Genomic DNA, 19,732 nt, shown 5'->3' on the forward strand with positions numbered 1-19,732 from the left:
AAATGCTTACCAATAGATCTAAAATAGTAGCAAAAAAAGAATTGAGCTTAGCAGAAAAGCTCTATTTTCCTGCTATTTTGGCTGGTATGGCAATTACGTTAAAACATTTTTTCACTAAAAAAGTAACGATTAATTATCCTGAACAAAAAAGAGAACACAGTAAAGTATATCGTGGACAACACGTTTTAAAGAGAGATGAAATTGGTGCGGAAAGATGTACTGCCTGCGGACTTTGCGCCCTTGCTTGTCCGGCAGAAGCCATTACAATGACAGCTTCTGAACGAAAACCTGGAGAAGAAAAATTATACCGCGAAGAAAAGTATGCGTCTGTTTATGAAATAAATATGTTGCGCTGTATTTTTTGTGGTGATTGCGAAGAAGCTTGCCCGAAAGAAGCCATTTTTCTAACAGATAGAATTATTCCCAGCAATTATGAACGCGGAGGATTTGTTTTCGGAAAAGATATTTTGGTAGAACCTGTTAATGATAGAGTGGATGTATCTCTCAGACAGACCGAGGAAGTAAGAGAATTTAAAAAGAATAAAAACTACGCACACAATATATAATGACGACTTATCTATTTTATTTTTTAGCTTTTGTTTCTATCTTCTGTGCGTTGATGGTTATTTTTGCTAAAAATCCTGTTCACAGCGTACTCTATTTAGTACTTACTTTTTTCGCGATAGCCGGACAATATGTTTTATTGAATGCACAGTTTTTGGCAGCGGTTCATATCATCGTTTATGCCGGAGCGATAATGGTACTTTTCCTTTTCGTAATTATGTTGTTGAATTTGAATAAAGAAACAGAACCGCACAAAAATATATGGATAAAATTAGCCGCAGTTATTTCGGGAGGAGCATTAATGGTTGTGTTGGTTGCAACGCTAAAAGGCTCAGAAACCATTCAAGCAGCAAGTCAATTTAGACCGAATATCGGATTGGTAAAAAATTTAGGACAAGTATTATTTTCTCAATTTTTATTACCGTTTGAACTATCATCTATTTTATTTTTAGCAGCCATGGTGGGTGCAGTAATGTTGGGTAAAAAAGAAATCAATTAAAAAATGAGTGCGATACAAATTATTCCGTTGAACTTTTATATTTTACTCAGTGCCATTTTATTTTCAATTGGCGTGATGGGCGTGTTACTACGCAGAAATGCGATTATTATTTTTATGTCTATTGAGTTGATGTTGAATGCGGTTAATTTATTGCTCGTTTCTTTTTCATCGTATCATTCAGATGGCGCAGGACAAGTTTTTGTATTTTTCATTATGGCAGTGGCAGCGGCGGAAGTATCAGTAGGATTAGCGATTTTGGTGATGATTTACAGAAATACCAAAACAACAGACATTGATTTTTTGAATAAATTAAAAGGATAAATTAAGATTACGCGTTTTTAAGTACGAAGTATGATAAATTTTGTTTGGCTGATTCCTGTTTTTCCTTTAATCGGCTTTTTGATTATCGGATTATTCGGAAAAAAATTTTCCAAAGGTGTTGTCGCTGTTATCGGCTGCACCACAATTTTAGCTGCATTTATTATCTCTGCAATATTATTTTTTCAACTGATCTCTGGCAGCATAACAGCCACAACCGTTCCTCTTTTTGATTGGATTAGTGCTGGAAGTTTTTCTGCACCCTTTTCCTTTCTGGTAGACCCGCTTTCTTCTATATTTTTATTGATTATTACTGGAGTCGGATTTTTAATTCATTTGTATTCGGTCGGTTACATGCACGATGACGAAGCGTTTTACCGATTTTTTTCCTACTTAAATTTATTTATCTTTTTTATGTTGTTGTTGGTGCTCGGCTCCAATTACTTAATTCTTTTTGTAGGTTGGGAAGGCGTGGGATTGTGTTCTTATTTATTAATTGGATTTTGGTTTAAAAACAACGATTACAATAACGCTGCGAAAAAAGCTTTTGTGATGAATCGAATAGGAGATTTAGGTTTTCTTCTTGGAATTATTTTAATTTATATCACTTTCGGAAGCACTTCTTATTCAGGTATTTTTAGTCAGGCAAAATTTTTTACCGCCGGAAGACCTGTCCTCACAGCAATTACATTATTGCTTTTTGTAGGCGCGATGGGAAAAAGCGCTCAAATTCCATTGTATACCTGGCTACCCGATGCGATGGCAGGACCAACGCCTGTTTCTGCGTTAATCCATGCTGCTACCATGGTAACTGCAGGTATTTACATGATTGCACGGTCTAACATATTATACACATTGTCTCCGTTTACGATGAGTTTGGTTGCTATCATTGGTGTTGTTACGGCTGTATTTGCAGCAAGTATCGCTTTGGTGCAAAACGATATCAAAAAGGTATTAGCCTATTCCACGGTGAGTCAATTGGGATACATGTTTTTAGGATTGGGCGTAGGCGCATTTACTGGAGCGGTTTTCCATGTGATGACACATGCCTTTTTTAAGGCATTACTTTTCTTAGGCGCTGGAAGTGTTATTCATGCGATGGGCGGAGAACAAGACATTCGTAAAATGGGAGGGTTGAAAAAACATTTGCCCATAACAGCAATTACATTTCTCATTGCCACATTGGCTATTTCAGGAATTCCACCATTTGCAGGCTTTTTCTCGAAAGATGAAATTTTAGCGCATGCATTCGGAAGCAATGTTTGGTATTGGGTGTTGGGTTTGGGTGGATCCTTGATGACGGCATTTTATATGTTTCGATTGCTGTACCTCACGTTTTATGGAAAATTCAGAGGGACAGAAAAACAAGAACATCATTTGCATGAATCACCAAGTATAATGACGATTCCTTTGATTGTTTTAGCAGTTTTATCTGTTGTCGGAGGATTTGTCGGAATTCCGGAATCATTGGGAGGAACACATATTCTGAATAAATTCCTTTCTCCTGTTTTTGCAGATTCAACACTTAAAACCTTACCAGATATACTATCAGCTGGTACAGAACAAATGTTGATGGGAATAACGGTCGTTTTATTGCTGGGAGTTATTTATTTTGCAAGACATAAATACATCGTTAAACAAGAAATTCCAGTAGCGGAGGGACAAAAAATAGGTTTTGTGCACAAACTTCTATACCATAAATACTTTGTGGATGAATTGTATAACAACGTTATCACAAAACCGCTCGATGCTTTATCAGAACAATTTGATAAAACGTTTGAAAATCGCTTAATTGGTGGAACCGTAAACGGAATTGGAAAATTAGTTGTCCGTCTAAGCGATTTATTTCGAAGATTACAAACAGGAAGTATTGGCTTTTATATTTTCGCGATGGTAATAAGTATAATTTGTATTTTATTTTACAAGGTTTTATGATAACGGGCATTCTCATTTTATTTCCATTGTTGTCAGCTCTTTTACTTTTGATGGTAAAAAAAGAGCAAGCTAAAACCATTGCTCTTACTGCCACGTTAATTGAATTTGCCCTTTCATTGATAGCTGTTTTTCAATTTCAATACAATGCAAGCACTCAGTTTTTGATTGATGTTCCTTGGATTGCATCGCTTGGTATTCATTTTAAAGTGGGCATGGACGGCATCAGTTTATTATTAGTGATGTTAACTACGTTTTTAATTCCGCTAATTATTCTTTCTTCCTTTAGCTCAAAATACGAAAAGCCCAATGCTTTTTACGCGCTTATTTTATTGATGCAAATGGCTTTGATTGGCGTTTTTACTTCTTTGGATGGATTTTTATTTTATGTTTTTTGGGAATTGGCACTTATTCCAATTTATTTTATTTGCTTGCGCTGGGGCGGAAAAAACAGAGAAAAAATTACACTTAAATTTTTTATTTACACCTTGGCAGGAAGCTTATTAATGCTGCTTTCGCTGATTTATTTGTATTTACATACTGCCGGAAATCATTCGTTTGATATACAGGCGATTTATGCTGCAGGAGCTTCTTTAGATTTGCGTGCGCAAGAATTTGTTTTCTGGGGAATATTCATCGCATTTGCTGTTAAAATGCCCGTTTTTCCATTTCATTCTTGGCAACCAGATACCTATACTAATGCGCCAACAGCAGGAACAATGCTACTTGCTGGAGTGATGTTGAAAATGGGAACGTACGGATTGATTCGTTGGTTGCTTCCAGTTGTTCCGCAAGGGGTTGCTGCTTGTTCGCACCTCGCGATTATTTTAGCGGTTATCGGAATTATTTATGCGTCGTGTATCGCCATTGTACAAAAAGATTTGAAACGCTTAATTGCCTATTCTTCTTTCGCACACGTTGGTATGATTGCCGCAGGTATTATGGCTTTTAACGTTCAAGGATTACAAGGCGGAATGATACAAATGATTAGCCACGGAATTAACGCGGTGGGATTATTTTTCATCGTAGATATTATTTTTATGCGCACTAAAACGCACGAAATAAAATTGCTGGGTGGTATCCGATTAGCAGAACCGCAATTTGCAGCGATTTATTTGATTATATTATTAGGCGCGGTGGCATTGCCTTTAACCAATGGCTTTATTGGCGAATTTTTATTGATAAATGGATTATTCCAATACAATGCTTGGATAGCTGGATTTGCTGCCACCACCATTATTTTAGCTGCGGTATATATGTTCCGTTCCTATCAACATGTGATGTTGGGCGATCGCATTGCGCTCACCGAAAATTTTACACCTTTAACTTTGAATGAAAAAGCAGTATTAATTCCGATTGTAATTATGGTAATTGCCATCGGAGTATATCCGAAACCATTGCTTGATATTGCGGAACCGGCAGTGAAATTATTGGTTCAAAAATATGCAATCAGTCCGATTTAAAAGAAGAAATAGTAGCAAATGAAAGCAGTAGAATTACTTTCTTTATTAGGTGTTATCGCATTATTAGTCGAAATATTTAATTTCAAAAAATTATTATTTCCGATTGTTATCCTTGGTTTAATTGGAACCATTGCCGTTGCTGTGAAAGATTGGAATACCAATATTCATTATTACAACGACATGTTGAATTTCGATAATTACGCCATTGTGTTCACTGTTTTAATTGTGGTGATTGCGCTATTTTGGTTTGGCATATTCAATAATTATTTTGAGGAAAGAACCAATTTGACGGATCATTTTGCTTTGGCTTTATTCTCGATTCTTGGAGCCGTTATTATGGTTTCTTATTCCAATATGACGATGTTATTTTTAGGAATAGAAATTCTTTCATTACCGCTGTATGTGCTTGCGGGAAGTAGAAAAACATCCACAGCATCCAACGAAGCATCGTTCAAATATTTTTTAATGGGATCGTTTGCAACTGGATTTTTATTGTTCGGAATCGCTTTAATTTATGGCGTAACAATGTCATTTGATTTACCAACTATCGGAATGTTTGTAGCCAATCATATCAACAATTTACCTGGACTTTTTTACGTAGGAATGTTAATGATGTTGGTCGGATTGGCATTTAAAGTATCTGCAGTTCCTTTTCATTTTTGGGTTCCAGATGTTTATGATGGCGCGCCGACTGCAATTACTACATTTATGGCTACAATTGTAAAAACGGCAGGATTTGCCGCCTTTTTCAGATTATTTTACGAATGTTTTTCATTGCTAGGCGTAACATGGCACGATTTACTTTGGATAATGATTGCACTGACTATTATACTTGGGAACATCACTGCGATTTATCAAAAAAGCGTTAAACGAATGCTCGCTTATTCGAGCATTGCACATGCAGGATATATGCTTTTGGCAATTTTGGCAATGAACAAAATATCGGCAGGAGCCATTTTATATTACGCCGCAGCGTACTCTATGGCAACGATTATTGCATTCGCTGCTTTGCAAATTGTTTCTGAAAAACAAAATTCAGAAAATTATGATGCGTTCGATGGTTTGAATAAAAAGAATCCGCTTTTAGCATTTGTGCTGGCTATTTCCATGCTTTCCTTATCGGGAATTCCGCCAATGTCGGGCTTTTTCGGAAAATATTATTTATTTACCGCTGCATTTACCAGCAATTACAAATGGATTACGTTGATTGCCATCAGCGGATCATTAATTAGTATTGGCTATTATTTCCGACTGATTATTGCCGCTTATTTCAAAAAATCAAGCGACGATACCGTTATCGGAATTAGTACTCTTCAAAAAATCATTCTAATTGCCGCAACGCTTGTTGTCTTGTTGCTTGGAATATTTCCGGATTTAATCATCCGCTTACCGCTACTCTAAAAAATAGTTTTTCATTTTGTCTGAAGTTTGGGAATTTTTAAAGCAATTAACCAATCCAGAATCCATCATTAATTACGGTGGATTACTGCTTTTATTATTTGTTGTTTTCGCCGAAACAGGCTTGTTTATCGGCTTTTTTCTTCCCGGAGATTCACTTTTATTTACTTCCGGATTGTTGTGTGGAATGCACATTTTCAATACATCTATTTTCCTGTTGATTTTTACTTTATGCTTGGCTGCGATTATCGGAAACATGACTGGTTTTATTTTTGGATACAAAGCCGGAGAAGCACTTTTCAGTAAAAAAGATTCACTTATTTTTAAGCAAAAATATTTGCAAATGACGCGTGATTTTTATGCTCGCCACGGTGGAAAGACAATAATTATCGGTCGTTTTTTGCCCATTGTACGCACTTTTGCGCCTATTTTAGCAGGAGCTATAAAAATCGATTTCAAAAAATTTTTTTTCTACAACGTTGTCGGTAGTGTGTTGTGGGTTTTTTCGCTTACGCTGACAGGGTATTTTTTGGGAATGAAATATCCGCACGCAAAAAACTATTTAGGAACCATCGTTATCGCAATGATTTTAGTTACCTCAATTCCCATATTGAAAAAGGCATTCAAAAAATAATTAGCATTGTGAGCTTTCCCAAAATTAGTACCGATTAAAAACAATGCGTAAACTTAAAGGTGGCGAAGCTATAAATGAGGGTTGATTAACAATATAAGAGGTAGCGTAGAATTATTTCAGTAAGGAAACATGCCCCAAATACAAATGTCCATTTCCCTTAAAATCCTTTATTGAGATTTTCCAAGCATATACATCCTCCTGGGCAATGACTTTTCCTCCATTTGCTCTTCCATCCCAACCTTGGTAGAAGTTATTTGTATGGAAAATTAAATTTCCCCAACGGTCGAAAATACTTAAATCGTAGCTGTTCATATTCAGATAAGATCCTGTTGGTTGAAATACATCGTTTAGCCCATCTCCGTTAGGTGTAAAAGCATTTGGGACATAAAACGTGTAATCGCCTTCCACGTAAATAATTTGGGAGATGCTATCTGTGCAACCTTTGTTGTTACTTACAATTAAATTTACATTGTAATATCCAGTATCCGAGTAGGTGTATTGCGGATTTTGTAGAGAAGAACTTGAACTGGTAACATCACCAAAATTCCATTCCCATTGATCAACTCCTCCTGAGGAATGATCAGTAAAATAAACGGTAGGTTCAACAATGGTAGCTGGTTGAGGAGTCATCGAAAATGATGCTACTGGTTGCGGATAGACGGTTATCAGATTAGATGCAATCATCGAATTAGAACAACCCAAACTGTCTGTTGCAATCAACTTTACCGTATAGGTTCCTGCGTTTGGATAACAATAGCTGGCTGTTGCGACGCTGTTACTTGTTTTTCCATCTCCAAATAACCAATCTGCAGTCTGGCTTCTTGGAGTACTTAGATTCTTGAATTTTACACAGAGCGGATCGCAACCTTTTGTAGTATCAGCAGAAAAAGCGACCGTCGGTAAAGGATTTACGATTACGGTAGCTATAGCTGATCCAGTACTTCCACAAATTCCGGTGCCGCCGCTACTCACAACCGTGTAAGTGGTTGTGAGTAGCGGGTTTGCTGTTACTGAACTTCCAGTAGTAGAGCTTAACCCTGCTGCTGGAGACCAAGTATAAGTGGCACCTCCTCCTGATACGGTTAATACACTATTTCCTCCAGTGCAAATACTACTGTTGGCAGGATTGACAGTTAAAATTAAAGGAGGAGAGGAGGGAAGTACATTTATATTTATTGTATCCGTTACAGTATAAGTAGTTCCATCGCAATTAATGAGTTTCATAACTGATGCGTAAGAAGTATTTGTTGTTGGGCAAACAGTTAAACTTGTTGTTGTTCCAATGGAAGCTGGAGAGCCAACTTTAAACCAATTAAATGAGTAGGAAGGTGGACCTGTGGGACTGAACCGCCAAGCTTCTGGAGTACCGTTTACTGAAAAGGTAGTGTGGTTTCTGCCGGGAGGGCAAACAGCTACAGTAGCCGCGGCATTTTGAATGCCAATGGTGCCGAAGCCTCCATTCCATACAGCACAAGAAAAACTATTTTCAACATATACATCAATATAATTCGTGTTTTCATATAAAACACATTGAAAAGTTGAATTAGGCGCGCCTCCACAATCAAAGGATGTAGTACTGGTGTTATCAAACAAAGGTGTATTATTCCAGCTCACTACCATTGCTCTGCAGGGTGTTGTGCCATACATTTGAAACGTTACACTTTCTCCTGGGGCTGGTATCGCAGGATCAATATCTCGGAAAGGACAACTTATAGTATTACCTGGCATATCTGTTGTACTTGGAAGAGGTACTGTATTTTGCCAATTGTCGTAGCCACTTGCATTGGTTAAATCAAAAGATATTTGCCCATTAGCACCTATAACTACTTGATTATAGGAATTTCCAAAATAACAAAAATTAAATCCGAGATTTTCAACCGTACTCCAAACATCATCTGTTGAAACAAGTATCGCCGAGCCCGCTGTGTAAGAATATGGAGCATAAGGAATACTTGCCACCGAATAATTTGTTGTTTGGTTATTTGTAATTAAAGTAGCGTTTAATGTAATACAAGTTCCAGCGCAAATGGTCGTGTCGCTACCTGCATTTACGGAAGCGCAGGCAGGCGCACCTTGCCCAAAAATAAAGTTTGTAAAAAACAGGTTGAAAAATAGGATAAAGAAAAGAATTTGTATTTTAGGTTTCATTGCCGCTATCTTAAAAAAAGCAATCACAAAGTCGTAAAATGCTCTAAAAGTATAAAGGTAAATAAAATATTTTTTAAATACAATTCGTAGAAAAGGCATTTGAAAAAATAATTTTTCGAAGCACAAAAAACGCTGCTATAAAAGCCTTTCAAAAAAATAATTTTTCGAAATAAAATTACAAACGAAATTCAAACGCAACTACAATACGATTTTCGGATCTCACCAAATCGGGTGTCCAACCTGGAGGAATAGGAGTAGTGGAGTATCCGCTTGGAGATGTTACACCACCTTCGCCTGCAAAATAAGGAACACTTGATTGACGATGTACCCATTCCGTTTTAAATTCAATACTTTGGTTGGGCATCCAACTAATTCCTGTAGAGCAATCCCAGCCTACAAATTGATCACCCGGATTTTCAGAGAAAGGATGTGTGCCTAATGTTTGTGTAGGATTAGCAGGGTTTGGGAGCGGACTTGCATCGCCAGTAGGCGCAAGTACTAAATAACGACCAGGATTATCAACCCATCCACCACCAGCGCACCAAGCCAATTTATTGTGATGAAACCAAACACGATTATACACCATAAAACTTAAAAAATATTGTGCTGGATTATTTATCGGATCGCTATTATTAAAACCATTTACGCCATCGCCTTTTTCAAAACCAATATCTCCCGTTGCAGAGAAAGCCATTTGTGTAATTCCTTTTTCTGATTTTGCTTTGTGATAATACCTCCACAAATAACTATTGTCGGAATGAAATCGGTGCCTTCCTAAAAATCCAGCATCATCTGTTCCCCAATAATCATTCGATAAAATTTTACTGTTTTCGGTATGACACCAAGTTATATTGCCGCCAACGCCTGGCAATTGATTAAACATACCGTAACTCTGCCAACCATTTATCAGCCAAGCTTCCACTTTTAAACATTTGGTAGGAAACATTTGTATACGTATTCCATTAAAAAACCAAGGCGTATTGTCAGATGTAAAAGAAGCTTGATATTCCCAATTTTCTTCTTGATAATAGGAGTTAAGTCCGATGTAGGACATAAAAAGACCAGCATCTACATTAATTCCATACCATTTGTCAAAGTGGTATCCGGCATACGCTTCATCGAGGTAGCGATAGGCGTTCGACATGTCGTATTGACCGCGATACGTGCTTAAATCGTTTCTGGGAACCACTTCGGAACGTTCTCCAAATTGTGTCATAATTCTGCCACGCGCATTTCCGTAACTGAAATCGCCTCCAAAATTAACAGCAGAAATAACCATTTCGTCATCGCGCGAAAGTGCCGTAGATCCCACAACTGTTTGATCTATCGGATTATTAAATGAATGCGTGAAATTATTATCAATTAATATGCTGGGCGTAAAATAGGGAATGTGAAAGATGGAAGAATCTCTCCGGTCGTTTCCATTTATCCAAGTTTGATCAAATCCTTCTAAAGGGATTTTTGCCGAAGCAACTTTTAGTGTATCTTTTGTTGAGAGTGCAATAGAGCTTCCGGGCTGTGCCATTACCTGTATTGAAACCATTAAAATGAGGATTGTAAATAATGTAAAGTTTAATTTTTTCATGCTCTAATTTTTAGTGTTAAAAAAGACTTAAATAATTGGCGGTCAAAAGTAAAAAAAGAAATCTGAGAAAATTATTTTTTGAAAGGGAAATAAATAACCCTTCCATTTTGGAAGGGATTGTAAGGAGCAAAAAAGGTATTTGAAAAATTAATTTTTCAAATACCTTTTTTGCATTAGTGCTCAGAAATCGAAGAACTGAATTTAAAATTACAGGAATATAATTTTATGCTTTTTCCAAAGCTTGTTCAATATCCCAAATAATATCGTTGTAATTTTCGACACCGATGGAAAGTCGCACCAATTTTTCAGTAATGTGCATTTCTTTCCGGTGAACAGGATCAACGCCAATGTGCGTCATTGTTGCAGGATGTTCCGCTAAAGATTCTGTTCCGCCTAAACTTACTGCCAATTTTATCAATTTTAAATTATTCAGGAATTTAAAGGCTTCGGCTTCCCCGCCTTTTATATCAAAGGAAAGCATTGCTCCAGCAGAAGTATATTGCCGTTTATAAATTTGATATTCCTTCGAATCTTTTGGAATCAATCCCAAAAAATAAACTTTTTCCACTTTCGGATGTGCGTTTAAAAACTCCGCTACTTTTTCAGCATTAATGGCTTGTTGTTCCATTCGTACTTTTAGTGTTTCCAAGCTGCGCATCAACAACCAACCAGTTTGTGGTGCTGCCATATTTCCCAAAAAAGTACGCAATGTTTTTACCCGTTTCATCACTTCTTTATTTCCGCAACAAGCTCCAGCAATTACATCGCTGTGTCCTCCAATATATTTGGTTGCAGAGTAAAGCGAAAAATCAGCTCCGTGTTTAAGCGGTTTTTGCCACAAAGGTCCCATATAGGTATTGTCCACTGCTACAAAAACTTTATTTTCCTTACTGCTGTATTTATCCGCAATCGCTTTGCAACATTCAATGTCTATCAAAGCATTGGTAGGATTGGCAGGCGTTTCAATATAAATAAGTGCCAAACGATTTGCCATTCCTGTATTTTCGATCATTTTTTCCAACTCTTCTCTTTCTTGTCCTGGCTTAAATGCGATACTATGAATTCCGATTTTTTTTAGAAAATCGCGAATGAAATGATCGGTTCCACCGTATAAAGGTGTGCTGTAAAGCAATAAATCACCCGGTTTTAAAAACTCCAATAAAACAGTTGAAATAGCTGACATGCCACTTTCAAAAACAGCGCAATCTTCGGATTCATCCCAAAGTGTTAAACGGTTTTCTAATATTTCTAAATCAGGATTATTTATTCGGCTGTAAATAAGTCCGAGTTCTTCATCTGCACCCTTTTCGCGCAAGCCATAAGCTACTTCGAAAAAAGCTTTTCCTTCTTCGGCATTTTTAAATACAAAAGTAGATGTTTGAAAAATAGGTGATTTGATAGACCCTTCTGAAAGTGCAGGTTTGTAACCGTACGACATCATTAAGCTTTCTGGTTTAAATTTGTGTTCTATGCTCATAATAAATTATTTTTTGAATAAGAGTCTTTGAAAAAGACTGTAAAATAAGGTTCTGCGAAGTTGCAGTTTTATTTCCGCAAAAAATATTTTTTTAAACCTTTTTTATAAAAAGAAAAAAGAGCGCAGGAGAAATTATTTTTGTGATATACTTCGGCAAGATGCCAATAAATAAAAACATCTCTAATAGAGAATAAATAAAATTTTAATTCATCACTAATCGAAAAAAAGAAAGTCATGTTCATACTATTTGAATTATACATACTTTAGTCCAGCAATTACCAAACACACTTTACTTGAACCAAAGCGTTTCTCTTTCCGACAAAGTTGAGCAATCTCAGGTGCATCCCATCGTTTTTATGTTATTGGTTTTGCCTTTTGGTGTAGTTGGCGGATATATTACAGTTGCTTATGCTTATCTTTTTTCTCAAGCCGGTATTTCTACCGATGTGATTGCCGCTTTAATAGCAGCAAGTCTTTTTCCGCACGTTATTAAATTTTTATGGGCTCCTCTTGTTGATACCACGCTTTCGCTAAAGAAATGGTATATTATAGCAAGTATTGTAACCGCGCTGGGTATTTTAGTTACCGGTATTTTACCAATTAAAGCATCCAGTATTCCGCTATTAACCATAATTGTAGTGGTTACCAATGTGGCAGTTTCTTTTTTAGATATTGCAGTAAACGGACTTGCTGCTCACGCTACTCCAGATGAAAAAAAGGGAAAAGCGGGCGGTTATTTACAAGCAGGGAATCTGGGTGGTGGAGGCGTGGGCGGTGGAGTTGGTCTTTGGCTGACACAACATATAAGCAATCTTTGGATGCCAGCTGCTATTCTTGCTGTTGCTTGTTTTCTTTGTTGTATAGGACTCTTTTTTGTTACAGAAGCTAAATCAACAGTGCGTGCAGAAAAGATTAAAACAACGTTCCAAAATCTCTTTAAAGATATTTGGGTTACTATAAAAGCAAAGCTTGGATTCTTGGCATTGTTTTTATGTTTTCTTCCACTCGGTACAGGCGCAGCTTCTAATTTGTTTGCAGCTATTGCAAAGGATTGGCAAGCCAGTGCGAATACTGTTGCCTTTGCAACGGGAATTATGAGCGGAATTATTACTGCCGTTGGTTGTTTGTTGGGCGGCTGGATATGTGATAAAACGGATCGTCAAATTGCGTATATTGTTTTTGGTTTGATATCTGTTATAACGGCAGTTGCGATGGCATATTCTCCGCATACCGAACTTATGTATATCATCTGGACGTCCATCTATTCCTTTGTAATAGGATTGTGTTATGCCGGATTTACTGCATTTGTTTTGGAAGCAATTGGCAAAGGAGCAGCTGCCACAAAATACACAGTTTACGCATCCATTTCTAATTTCCCCATAACGTATATGACCGTTGTAGATGGCTGGGCACACACAAAATACGGTCCAACAGGGATGCTTAATATAGAAGCCGTTTGCGGTATTATCGGTATTGTTTTATTTTTTGTAGTGTTGAAAATAGTAAACGCGAGGAAAATAGTTGTCAGCAAACTTTAAAAATGCAGATAAAAAGGTGCTTGAAAAATTATTTTTTTGAAGTGTTTTTTTAGTTTGAAAAAATATTTTTTGGAGCCAAGAAATATTGCTCTAAAAAAGCATTCGGAAAATTATTTTTTATTGTTTTCGATTATCGCAACGGTAAGGCGACTAATACAAACGAGTTTATTTTGTTCGTTAGAAATTCGGATGTCCCATACGTGAGTTTTACTCCCGATATGAATTGGACTACATACTGCTCTAACTTCTCCCGAAACTACAGGTCTCAGATGATTCGCATTGACCTCTAAACCCACTGCAATAAATTTAGCTGTATCAATTATTAAATTGCTGGCATAACTTCCCACCGTTTCTGCAAGTACAACCGATATTCCTCCGTGTAAAATACCCCGAGGTTGGTGTGTTTTTTGGTTACAGGCATTGTTGCTGTAAGTGAATTTTCAGTCCATTCCGTAAACCGTATTTCTAAATAAGTACCAATATATTCAGGTACCTTATTTAAGTTCTCTAAGTCAATTTTATTTTTCCAAATCATTTTATTGTGTTTGTTTTATTGCTAACGTTTTGCGCACTGGCGCAGTAGCGGTTTTGAAACACTAAACTGTCTGTATGCACGAAGTAAATTTAGTGAAATAATGTTTATATCCGCACTTCACCCGCTATTGCTGCCAGTGCGCTGTTATAAGTTGGGCGGTTGTATTGGCTTTCGGATATAGCGGTCGTTGCATGAGCGGTCGCGGTTTAAATTTTACAGAAGCGAAAGGAAATTTTCTTTTTACTACGCTACGCATACACAGGTGGGCGGGAGAATGGCAAGCTTATTTGCAGCCAAATACTTTCATTCCTTATTCTAAAGCTGCAAATGTGCTTGACATTGTGGGTTTGTGAGTCTACTGTATATAATATTTCAACACAATATCAAATAGGCGAATAATTGGCTAAATGTTTTTGTACGAATATTGAACAATAATTTGTTTTGAATTGAAACAATGCTTATCTTTGTCACATTGAATCGAAATAAACAAATTGATATGAACATAAAACTCTCACAAAAACAAATTGGTCAGCGAATAACTGAACTTCGTAAAATGAAGGGGTTGTCGCAGGAAGATTTGGCAAAAAGTGTCAAAATATCCCGACCGTCTTTGGCTCAAATAGAGTTGGGTAACAGAGGTGTAAATGTTTTTGAATTGCAACGGTTGTCTTTGGTCTTGGGTTTTTCATTGGATGATTTTATGTCTAAAAGTTTTTCAGTGAGCCAAGATATTGAAGGCAAAGTCGAAGCAAAGTCAAAGAAAACAGATGAACGAATTTCTGTCCCAACTCTGCAAGTCAACAAGTTCAAAAATGTTTTGCTATACATTTTAGAAAGATGTGCAGGCAAGCCTAATGTTGGCGAAACTGTGCTTTACAAATTGCTGTATTTTTCGGATTTCAATTACTACGAATTGTATGAGGAACATTTAACGGGTGCAAAATATCGCAAGTTGCCTTATGGACCTGTTCCGCAAAAGTTAGACACCATCATTGGGCAAATGATGGAAAAGGGAATGATACAACGAATTAAAACAGAGTATTACGACAAAATGCAAACCCGTTATATTCCACTTGCGAAAGCTGATTTGACAGAATTGAAAGCAAGCGAAAAAGAAGTGATTGACAAAGTCATTGAACAAATGAGTGATTGGTCGGCTTCTGCTATTAGTAGCTATTCTCATAAGGATATGCCTTGGCTTGCCTCAAAAGAAGGAGAAGAAATAAATTACGAATTAGCTTTTTACAGAGATGCTCCTTTCTCTGTAAGAAACTATGGAGACGAAATTGAAGAACAATGACCTTTGAAGAATTAACTGAATTTAAAAAGGATTTGAAAAATCTTTTGAAAAAATACAGAACACTGAATGATGATTTGGATGTAGTGAAACAAGTGTTGACTACTACACCGGAAGCAAGACCACCGTTCAGTTTTCGTATTGATAATTTGAAATTAGAAACGTGTGTAATCAAAGTGAAAAAGATTGCTTGTAAAGCATTAAAAGGTCGTGGTGTAAATTCGGGATTGCGATTAATTTATGCATACTTCAAAGAGGAAGGAAAAATAATTTTCATTGAAATATACCACAAGAATGACAAGGAAAATGAGGACAAACAAAGAATAATGGACAACTTTAAATAATAAATACTAAGATGAAAAATTTACAAAACTCAGCTACAAGAAGTTGGCGATTTCGAAGCACTAAACTGTCTGCCACCACAAAATTTGATACGAAGCACAAAGCTTCATTTAACCACTGAACCGCCAATTTCTTGTAGCTGCTGTTAGCGGATGCCGTTCTTCCTTCGTTTCTACCGACAACTAATTGCTTGTCCATAAAAAATTCAATTTTAGTTCGTCTTGTGTTATACTTACAAGCGTAAATGTCGCACCGAATTCATACCAAGTATTATATTCCTTTTCTAACGTTACTTTTCCCCAATCTAAAGTAATTACCGTTTCATTCCATCCGTCACTTAATTCTGTTTTATATCGTTTCAAATTTTTCATTTTAAGTAAGTCTGTACAATTTCCCGTTAAAGTGTTTTTGTCGCCAAACACAATAAAATTGTTTGTCATTTTACTTCTCGAAAACGTTAGAATGTCGTCTCGTTTTAAATCTTGATTTGAGGGTTGTAAGAACCATTTTCCAGCAATTTTTTTATCAAGGTCTTTTAGAAAACTTTTCTTTTTCTCTTCAATTTCCGAATGCTTTGTCTTGAATAATTGTTGGTCTAAAAAGTGAAAGTCTAGATTGTTCCAGTCGCAATCACCGTTTATGTCTATCGTGTCTTTATTGATAATAATTATGTAATGATTTTCAGAGGAACTAAGTCGGTCACATTTTCTTGGAAGTGATTTTGCTTTGTCTAGAAATTTAATGCAGGCGCCTATTTGTTTAGTATTGAGTTCAACAGTCCACAAACTGTCAATATTATTTCCGTCAAAATAGGTCGGAGAAGTGTGGTCTGCAAAGTATTTGTCGTCTTTGTAGTAAATGTTAATTTTAGAATGTGTTATTGTATTACATCCTGAAATATAAGTCAAGTTAAAAGCTGGTAGTTTATTATTTGGCTGTCTTGTGCCACAAGAAAACAAAAGGAATAATAAAATTGTCGGAATATATTTTATTGATTATTTTCTTCTGTTTTATTAATTTCTGTCAGTTAATCGTTGCACTGTCGTTTTTTTACGGTTTCCGCTACCGTTCCGCCCACCTTGCGCTTAGCCGCTGTTACCAGTATGGTGGCGGCACACAGTTATTTTGTCATTTTAGCTTTGATTTCTTCTAAGTATTTGTCGGCCTGTGATTTTGTCAAGCCACCTCGATTAATTGCTGTCACGGGTGCTGTTATTTGCGCATTTACTTTGGCAACTTGAACAAGTTCATTATTTACAATAATAGCAAGACTGTCACCAATTGTTTTACCAATAGCTTCGCTCCATTTTTGTCCACCTGCTTCATCAAGGTTAATGCCGATATAGTAGCCACCAAGTTTATTTTGGTCGATGGAAGCACTTGTAAAGTTGTCGACCGTTATGATTGGAGCTGGGTTTAAATAATATTTTCTTGTCGTGCCGTAAAGTTGTCTTTGAAACTTGTTAGAGTCTTTGGATAAATAATAATAGCCGGTCACCAAATAGTTTGGGTCGGTTGATTTAGATTTGTCAGCCGTTGTGTTTTTTGTCGAACAGCAATTGGTTAAAAAAAGAATGAAGATTACTTGGATTATTTGTCTTGTCATAGATGATGTTAATTTTTGTCCTTGTGGGATTTGTCCCGCCACTTACTGGTAACGTTTTGCAGCTAAAAGAAGTGCGGTTTGAAACACTTTCTACCGAAACGTTTAAATAAAGATACTATGTTTCTATGTATTTGCAATGCAAAATGATTGTCTTTCGCGAAGCGGCATTTATTACAAATACTTTGATGTCCGCCCGCATTTCTTTTAGGTGCTGTTACCACCAGTTGTTTCGTCATTTTTTTTGCTTCGCTTTTTCGGTTTTACTTTTGCAGATAGTGTACTCAATGATTTATGAAACTCACTAGCGGTGTCTCTCGTTGGCTTATATCCAAAAGTTTTGTCGAATTTATCAAACATTTTATCTACATATTTAATAGTCAATTCGACATAATACAATGTAGGTGTTAAATGCATTATTACAGGGTGTCTCAAATATTTGTGTAATGGGTCAGACGAAGTTTGCATATTATATCTCCCAATATGGTTCCACATATTATGTGCGACAGAACTGAAGGGTTGGTAAGCATGATTGTACAAGTCAGTACATCCAGCTTCCTCAGCCATTTGTCTTACGGGAACTTCAGGCCAACTTTTTAAGTTTACGTCCGTCAAAAATGTATAGCGTTGTGAATCAATCCATCCTTCTATGGCGTCCATTTGCATACGAATTTGATCTGGAACCTCGACTTCAGAAAATTGATTTTTAAAATGTTCAAGGTGAAGTTTTTCTTGTCCCAGTCCGAAGTATATAAAGCGTTGACTTCGTTTCAAAGGATCAATTAGAATCCACGCAAAATTTATATAGTTATCAATTAAACTTCTCATCAATACTGGTCCAACATGGCTGTTCCAAAGAGAATTGTTACCGACTATGTTAATTGCCAAACAAATTTGTCGAGAAATTATGCCACTTATTACTTCATAAAGCTCGGGAGTAGAAACATCTTTTTGCCACCAATTCCAGCGATCTATTAAATCTTGTTCTAGATTTGCAATATAAGTCTTAAATATTTTTTCTATTTCATTTTTCATCAAAATGTAGTGTTGTAAGAGTGCAAGGTGAATGTAAGTAAAGTGTATTCCAGAAATTTGCTGGCCACAGTGAATTTGTATTTGAGAACTCGCTGTTACCAATAAATATATTCAAAACAGAACGTATAGAGCTTGCAACCGCTCGAGATACATCTGTTTCAGGGTATTTTATTATTTCGCTAATATTTGCAATATGGCTACCTGCAGGAAGGTGAAATTTATTAGTCAGCATTAGATAATGCACTGTGCAAGTCAATGACTGAACCGCCAAAACTGAGCGCTTGTCAAGCAACTTATTTACAATATCTCTGAAATATTCAATGTCTTCTTTTGTAGCAGGACCACAATCATAATCGAATATTTTTTTCATTGGCCAGTCAGGAAATAATCTAACAAGAATTTCACTTTTGGAAAGAATAGTTGAAAACTTAGTTCTGTCAAAGTCAATTTGATTGAATGAAATAAAATTACTAGCGAAACATAATGGCTTTACTTCAGAATTTGCCTTTAAGCTTACAAGAAATTCATTTAGGAGCGCACATGTATTTACGAAACCTAATGAGTCAATAAGTATTGCTTGCCAAGAAATTTCGGGAATAATTTTATTTATATGAGATATTTCTGACAAGCCGCCCAGCATGTGATTGAAGGGAGCGATTAACTTTCCTTTTTGAGGTTTATGGTCAGTTAAAACTTTCTTTGCCATTCAGAGTTTTGGTATTTGGTTAACTATGTAGTTATGTCCGCAATTGGTGGTACATCTTTCAAATAGACGCAACTAAAAAAACTATTTATTGCGTCAATCCTACCTCTTAGCTTATGAAAAGCGAAATAAATAATAAAAAAAAATTCTCTTTACGTTTCAAAAATAAGGTATATTTTTTGTTGCCAAAAGAACGCAAGAAAATAATTTCTTAGGGCTTATAAATCATTTTGGTAGAAATGGCAATTCTGTTCCACGAATTAATGACAACAATTAGCATGATAAGTTGAGCTGTAACTTTTTCACCAAAATGGCGAAGAACATTGTTATACGTCTCATCTGTTACACCATTCTCCGAAATATGAGTTACTTCTTCCGTTAATTGCAAAACAGCTTTTTCTTCATCCGAAAAAAGAGGTGATTCTTTCCAAGCAGATAATAAATAAATTCTTCGTGCATTTTCACCAAGTTTTATCGCATCTTCCGTATGCATATCCAAACAATAAGCACATTTATTAATTTGAGAAGCTCTTATTTTAATTAGCTCTTTCAGTTGCGCTGTTACCTCCGTATTCTTGGCGTAATTTTCTAAAGTCAGCATCGCTTTGTATGCTTCCGGCTCAATATCTTTAATTGAAATTCTTTTTGTCATGGCGTATTA

General features: G+C 36.3%; 20 protein-coding genes and 1 pseudogene. 11 read left to right on the top strand and 10 right to left on the bottom strand.

Annotated features, from left to right (window positions below; all coding sequences use genetic code 11):
- The first annotated feature begins 2 nt into the window (after positions 1-2).
- Genes ABIZ51_06040 through ABIZ51_06070 form a run of 7 tightly spaced genes read left to right on the top strand, consistent with a single transcriptional unit; the run spans position 3 to position 6,808 of the window.
- Complete coding sequence (locus ABIZ51_06040; protein MEO7088337.1) at positions 3-566, top strand: NADH-quinone oxidoreductase subunit I; 564 nt, start codon at positions 3-5, stop codon at positions 564-566.
- Complete coding sequence (locus tag ABIZ51_06045; GenBank protein ID MEO7088338.1) at positions 566-1,063, top strand: NADH-quinone oxidoreductase subunit J; 498 nt, start codon at positions 566-568, stop codon at positions 1,061-1,063. Before ABIZ51_06040 ends, ABIZ51_06045 begins: the two co-directional genes overlap by 1 nt.
- A 3-nt stretch (positions 1,064-1,066) precedes the next feature.
- Positions 1,067-1,384 carry an NADH-quinone oxidoreductase subunit NuoK gene (gene nuoK / locus ABIZ51_06050; protein MEO7088339.1) on the top strand — a complete coding sequence of 106 codons (318 nt, stop codon included), beginning with the start codon at positions 1,067-1,069 and terminating at the stop codon, positions 1,382-1,384.
- A gap of 30 nt (positions 1,385-1,414) precedes the next feature.
- Positions 1,415-3,316, top strand: coding sequence for an NADH-quinone oxidoreductase subunit L (gene nuoL / locus ABIZ51_06055; protein ID MEO7088340.1), 1,902 nt, complete (start codon positions 1,415-1,417; stop codon positions 3,314-3,316).
- Complete coding sequence (locus ABIZ51_06060; GenBank protein MEO7088341.1) at positions 3,313-4,776, top strand: NADH-quinone oxidoreductase subunit M; 1,464 nt, start codon at positions 3,313-3,315, stop codon at positions 4,774-4,776. Before nuoL ends, ABIZ51_06060 begins: the two co-directional genes overlap by 4 nt.
- Positions 4,777-4,794: 18 nt before the next feature.
- A complete protein-coding gene (locus ABIZ51_06065) occupies positions 4,795-6,177 on the top strand; it encodes an NADH-quinone oxidoreductase subunit N (GenBank protein MEO7088342.1) in 1,383 nt (460 codons plus the stop codon).
- 16 nt (positions 6,178-6,193) lie between these two features.
- The gene (locus ABIZ51_06070; GenBank protein ID MEO7088343.1) at positions 6,194-6,808 is read left to right on the top strand and encodes a VTT domain-containing protein; all 615 of its coding nucleotides are present in this window, start codon (positions 6,194-6,196) and stop codon (positions 6,806-6,808) included.
- A gap of 111 nt (positions 6,809-6,919) precedes the next feature.
- Here the strand turns inward: ABIZ51_06070 and ABIZ51_06075 are convergent, their stop codons facing one another.
- From ABIZ51_06075 to ABIZ51_06085, 3 genes are all read right to left on the bottom strand, one after another.
- Positions 6,920-8,956: a PKD domain-containing protein gene (locus ABIZ51_06075; protein MEO7088344.1), complete on the bottom strand. Its 2,037-nt coding sequence runs from the start codon at positions 8,954-8,956 to the stop codon at positions 6,920-6,922.
- A 175-nt stretch (positions 8,957-9,131) separates the two neighbouring features.
- Positions 9,132-10,541: an outer membrane beta-barrel protein gene (locus ABIZ51_06080; protein MEO7088345.1), complete on the bottom strand. Its 1,410-nt coding sequence runs from the start codon at positions 10,539-10,541 to the stop codon at positions 9,132-9,134.
- Between the two features lie 223 nt (positions 10,542-10,764).
- Positions 10,765-12,018, bottom strand: a complete 1,254-nt coding sequence (locus ABIZ51_06085) for a cystathionine gamma-synthase family protein (protein ID MEO7088346.1) — start codon at positions 12,016-12,018, stop codon at positions 10,765-10,767.
- 293 nt (positions 12,019-12,311) lie between these two features.
- Between ABIZ51_06085 and ABIZ51_06090 the strand changes: the two genes are divergently transcribed.
- Positions 12,312-13,556, top strand: coding sequence for an MFS transporter (locus ABIZ51_06090; protein ID MEO7088347.1), 1,245 nt, complete (start codon positions 12,312-12,314; stop codon positions 13,554-13,556).
- Between the two features lie 110 nt (positions 13,557-13,666).
- Here ABIZ51_06090 and ABIZ51_06095 read toward each other — a convergent pair.
- Positions 13,667-14,091 (bottom strand): annotated as a pseudogene (locus tag ABIZ51_06095) (hotdog fold thioesterase).
- A gap of 191 nt (positions 14,092-14,282) precedes the next feature.
- Between ABIZ51_06095 and ABIZ51_06100 the strand changes: the two are divergent.
- From ABIZ51_06100 to ABIZ51_06110, 3 genes are all read left to right on the top strand, one after another.
- The gene (locus ABIZ51_06100; GenBank protein MEO7088348.1) at positions 14,283-14,444 is read left to right on the top strand and encodes a hypothetical protein; all 162 of its coding nucleotides are present in this window, start codon (positions 14,283-14,285) and stop codon (positions 14,442-14,444) included.
- Between the two features lie 143 nt (positions 14,445-14,587).
- Positions 14,588-15,391 carry a type II toxin-antitoxin system antitoxin SocA domain-containing protein gene (locus ABIZ51_06105; protein ID MEO7088349.1) on the top strand — a complete coding sequence of 268 codons (804 nt, stop codon included), beginning with the start codon at positions 14,588-14,590 and terminating at the stop codon, positions 15,389-15,391.
- Positions 15,388-15,732, top strand: a complete 345-nt coding sequence (locus ABIZ51_06110; protein ID MEO7088350.1) for a hypothetical protein — start codon at positions 15,388-15,390, stop codon at positions 15,730-15,732. Before ABIZ51_06105 ends, ABIZ51_06110 begins: the two co-directional genes overlap by 4 nt.
- Here ABIZ51_06110 and ABIZ51_06115 read toward each other — a convergent pair.
- From ABIZ51_06115 to ABIZ51_06140, 6 genes are all read right to left on the bottom strand, one after another.
- On the bottom strand, positions 15,725-15,928 hold the full coding sequence (locus ABIZ51_06115) for a hypothetical protein (GenBank protein MEO7088351.1): 204 nt from the start codon (positions 15,926-15,928) through the stop codon (positions 15,725-15,727). The two genes, ABIZ51_06110 and ABIZ51_06115, sit on opposite strands and share 8 nt — an antisense overlap.
- Positions 15,913-16,638 carry a hypothetical protein gene (locus ABIZ51_06120; GenBank protein MEO7088352.1) on the bottom strand — a complete coding sequence of 242 codons (726 nt, stop codon included), beginning with the start codon at positions 16,636-16,638 and terminating at the stop codon, positions 15,913-15,915. The genes ABIZ51_06115 and ABIZ51_06120 overlap by 16 nt, the downstream gene beginning before the upstream one ends.
- A 212-nt stretch (positions 16,639-16,850) precedes the next feature.
- A complete protein-coding gene (locus ABIZ51_06125; protein MEO7088353.1) occupies positions 16,851-17,336 on the bottom strand; it encodes a hypothetical protein in 486 nt (161 codons plus the stop codon).
- Positions 17,337-17,540: 204 nt separating this feature from the next.
- Entirely contained in the window at positions 17,541-18,368 is an 828-nt protein-coding gene (locus ABIZ51_06130; GenBank protein MEO7088354.1) for a DUF5677 domain-containing protein, read from the bottom strand.
- On the bottom strand, positions 18,358-19,074 hold the full coding sequence (locus ABIZ51_06135) for a hypothetical protein (protein MEO7088355.1): 717 nt from the start codon (positions 19,072-19,074) through the stop codon (positions 18,358-18,360). The genes ABIZ51_06130 and ABIZ51_06135 overlap by 11 nt, the downstream gene beginning before the upstream one ends.
- Before the next feature lie 208 nt (positions 19,075-19,282).
- Positions 19,283-19,723: a carboxymuconolactone decarboxylase family protein gene (locus tag ABIZ51_06140; GenBank protein MEO7088356.1), complete on the bottom strand. Its 441-nt coding sequence runs from the start codon at positions 19,721-19,723 to the stop codon at positions 19,283-19,285.
- Between the last annotated feature and the right edge of the window lie 9 nt (positions 19,724-19,732).

Source organism: Bacteroidia bacterium (assembly GCA_039924845.1).
Classification (GTDB): domain Bacteria; phylum Bacteroidota; class Bacteroidia; order DATLTG01; family DATLTG01; genus DATLTG01.

What these genes read in the sequence shown, in the direction of transcription:
- ABIZ51_06040 (MEO7088337.1), top strand. Translation starts at nt 3, where the DNA reads ATGCTTACCAATAGATCTAAAATAGTAGCAAAAAAAGAATTGAGCTTA.
- ABIZ51_06045 (MEO7088338.1), top strand. Translation starts at nt 566, where the DNA reads ATGACGACTTATCTATTTTATTTTTTAGCTTTTGTTTCTATCTTCTGT.
- nuoK (MEO7088339.1), top strand. Translation starts at nt 1,067, where the DNA reads ATGAGTGCGATACAAATTATTCCGTTGAACTTTTATATTTTACTCAGT.
- nuoL (MEO7088340.1), top strand. Translation starts at nt 1,415, where the DNA reads ATGATAAATTTTGTTTGGCTGATTCCTGTTTTTCCTTTAATCGGCTTT.
- ABIZ51_06060 (MEO7088341.1), top strand. Translation starts at nt 3,313, where the DNA reads ATGATAACGGGCATTCTCATTTTATTTCCATTGTTGTCAGCTCTTTTA.
- ABIZ51_06065 (MEO7088342.1), top strand. Translation starts at nt 4,795, where the DNA reads ATGAAAGCAGTAGAATTACTTTCTTTATTAGGTGTTATCGCATTATTA.
- ABIZ51_06075 (MEO7088344.1), bottom strand. Translation starts at nt 8,956, where the DNA reads ATGAAACCTAAAATACAAATTCTTTTCTTTATCCTATTTTTCAACCTG.
- ABIZ51_06080 (MEO7088345.1), bottom strand. Translation starts at nt 10,541, where the DNA reads ATGAAAAAATTAAACTTTACATTATTTACAATCCTCATTTTAATGGTT.
- ABIZ51_06085 (MEO7088346.1), bottom strand. Translation starts at nt 12,018, where the DNA reads ATGAGCATAGAACACAAATTTAAACCAGAAAGCTTAATGATGTCGTAC.
- ABIZ51_06100 (MEO7088348.1), top strand. Translation starts at nt 14,283, where the DNA reads ATGAGCGGTCGCGGTTTAAATTTTACAGAAGCGAAAGGAAATTTTCTT.
- ABIZ51_06105 (MEO7088349.1), top strand. Translation starts at nt 14,588, where the DNA reads ATGAACATAAAACTCTCACAAAAACAAATTGGTCAGCGAATAACTGAA.
- ABIZ51_06110 (MEO7088350.1), top strand. Translation starts at nt 15,388, where the DNA reads ATGACCTTTGAAGAATTAACTGAATTTAAAAAGGATTTGAAAAATCTT.
- ABIZ51_06115 (MEO7088351.1), bottom strand. Translation starts at nt 15,928, where the DNA reads ATGGACAAGCAATTAGTTGTCGGTAGAAACGAAGGAAGAACGGCATCC.
- ABIZ51_06125 (MEO7088353.1), bottom strand. Translation starts at nt 17,336, where the DNA reads ATGACAAGACAAATAATCCAAGTAATCTTCATTCTTTTTTTAACCAAT.
- ABIZ51_06130 (MEO7088354.1), bottom strand. Translation starts at nt 18,368, where the DNA reads ATGAAAAATGAAATAGAAAAAATATTTAAGACTTATATTGCAAATCTA.
- ABIZ51_06135 (MEO7088355.1), bottom strand. Translation starts at nt 19,074, where the DNA reads ATGGCAAAGAAAGTTTTAACTGACCATAAACCTCAAAAAGGAAAGTTA.
- ABIZ51_06140 (MEO7088356.1), bottom strand. Translation starts at nt 19,723, where the DNA reads ATGACAAAAAGAATTTCAATTAAAGATATTGAGCCGGAAGCATACAAA.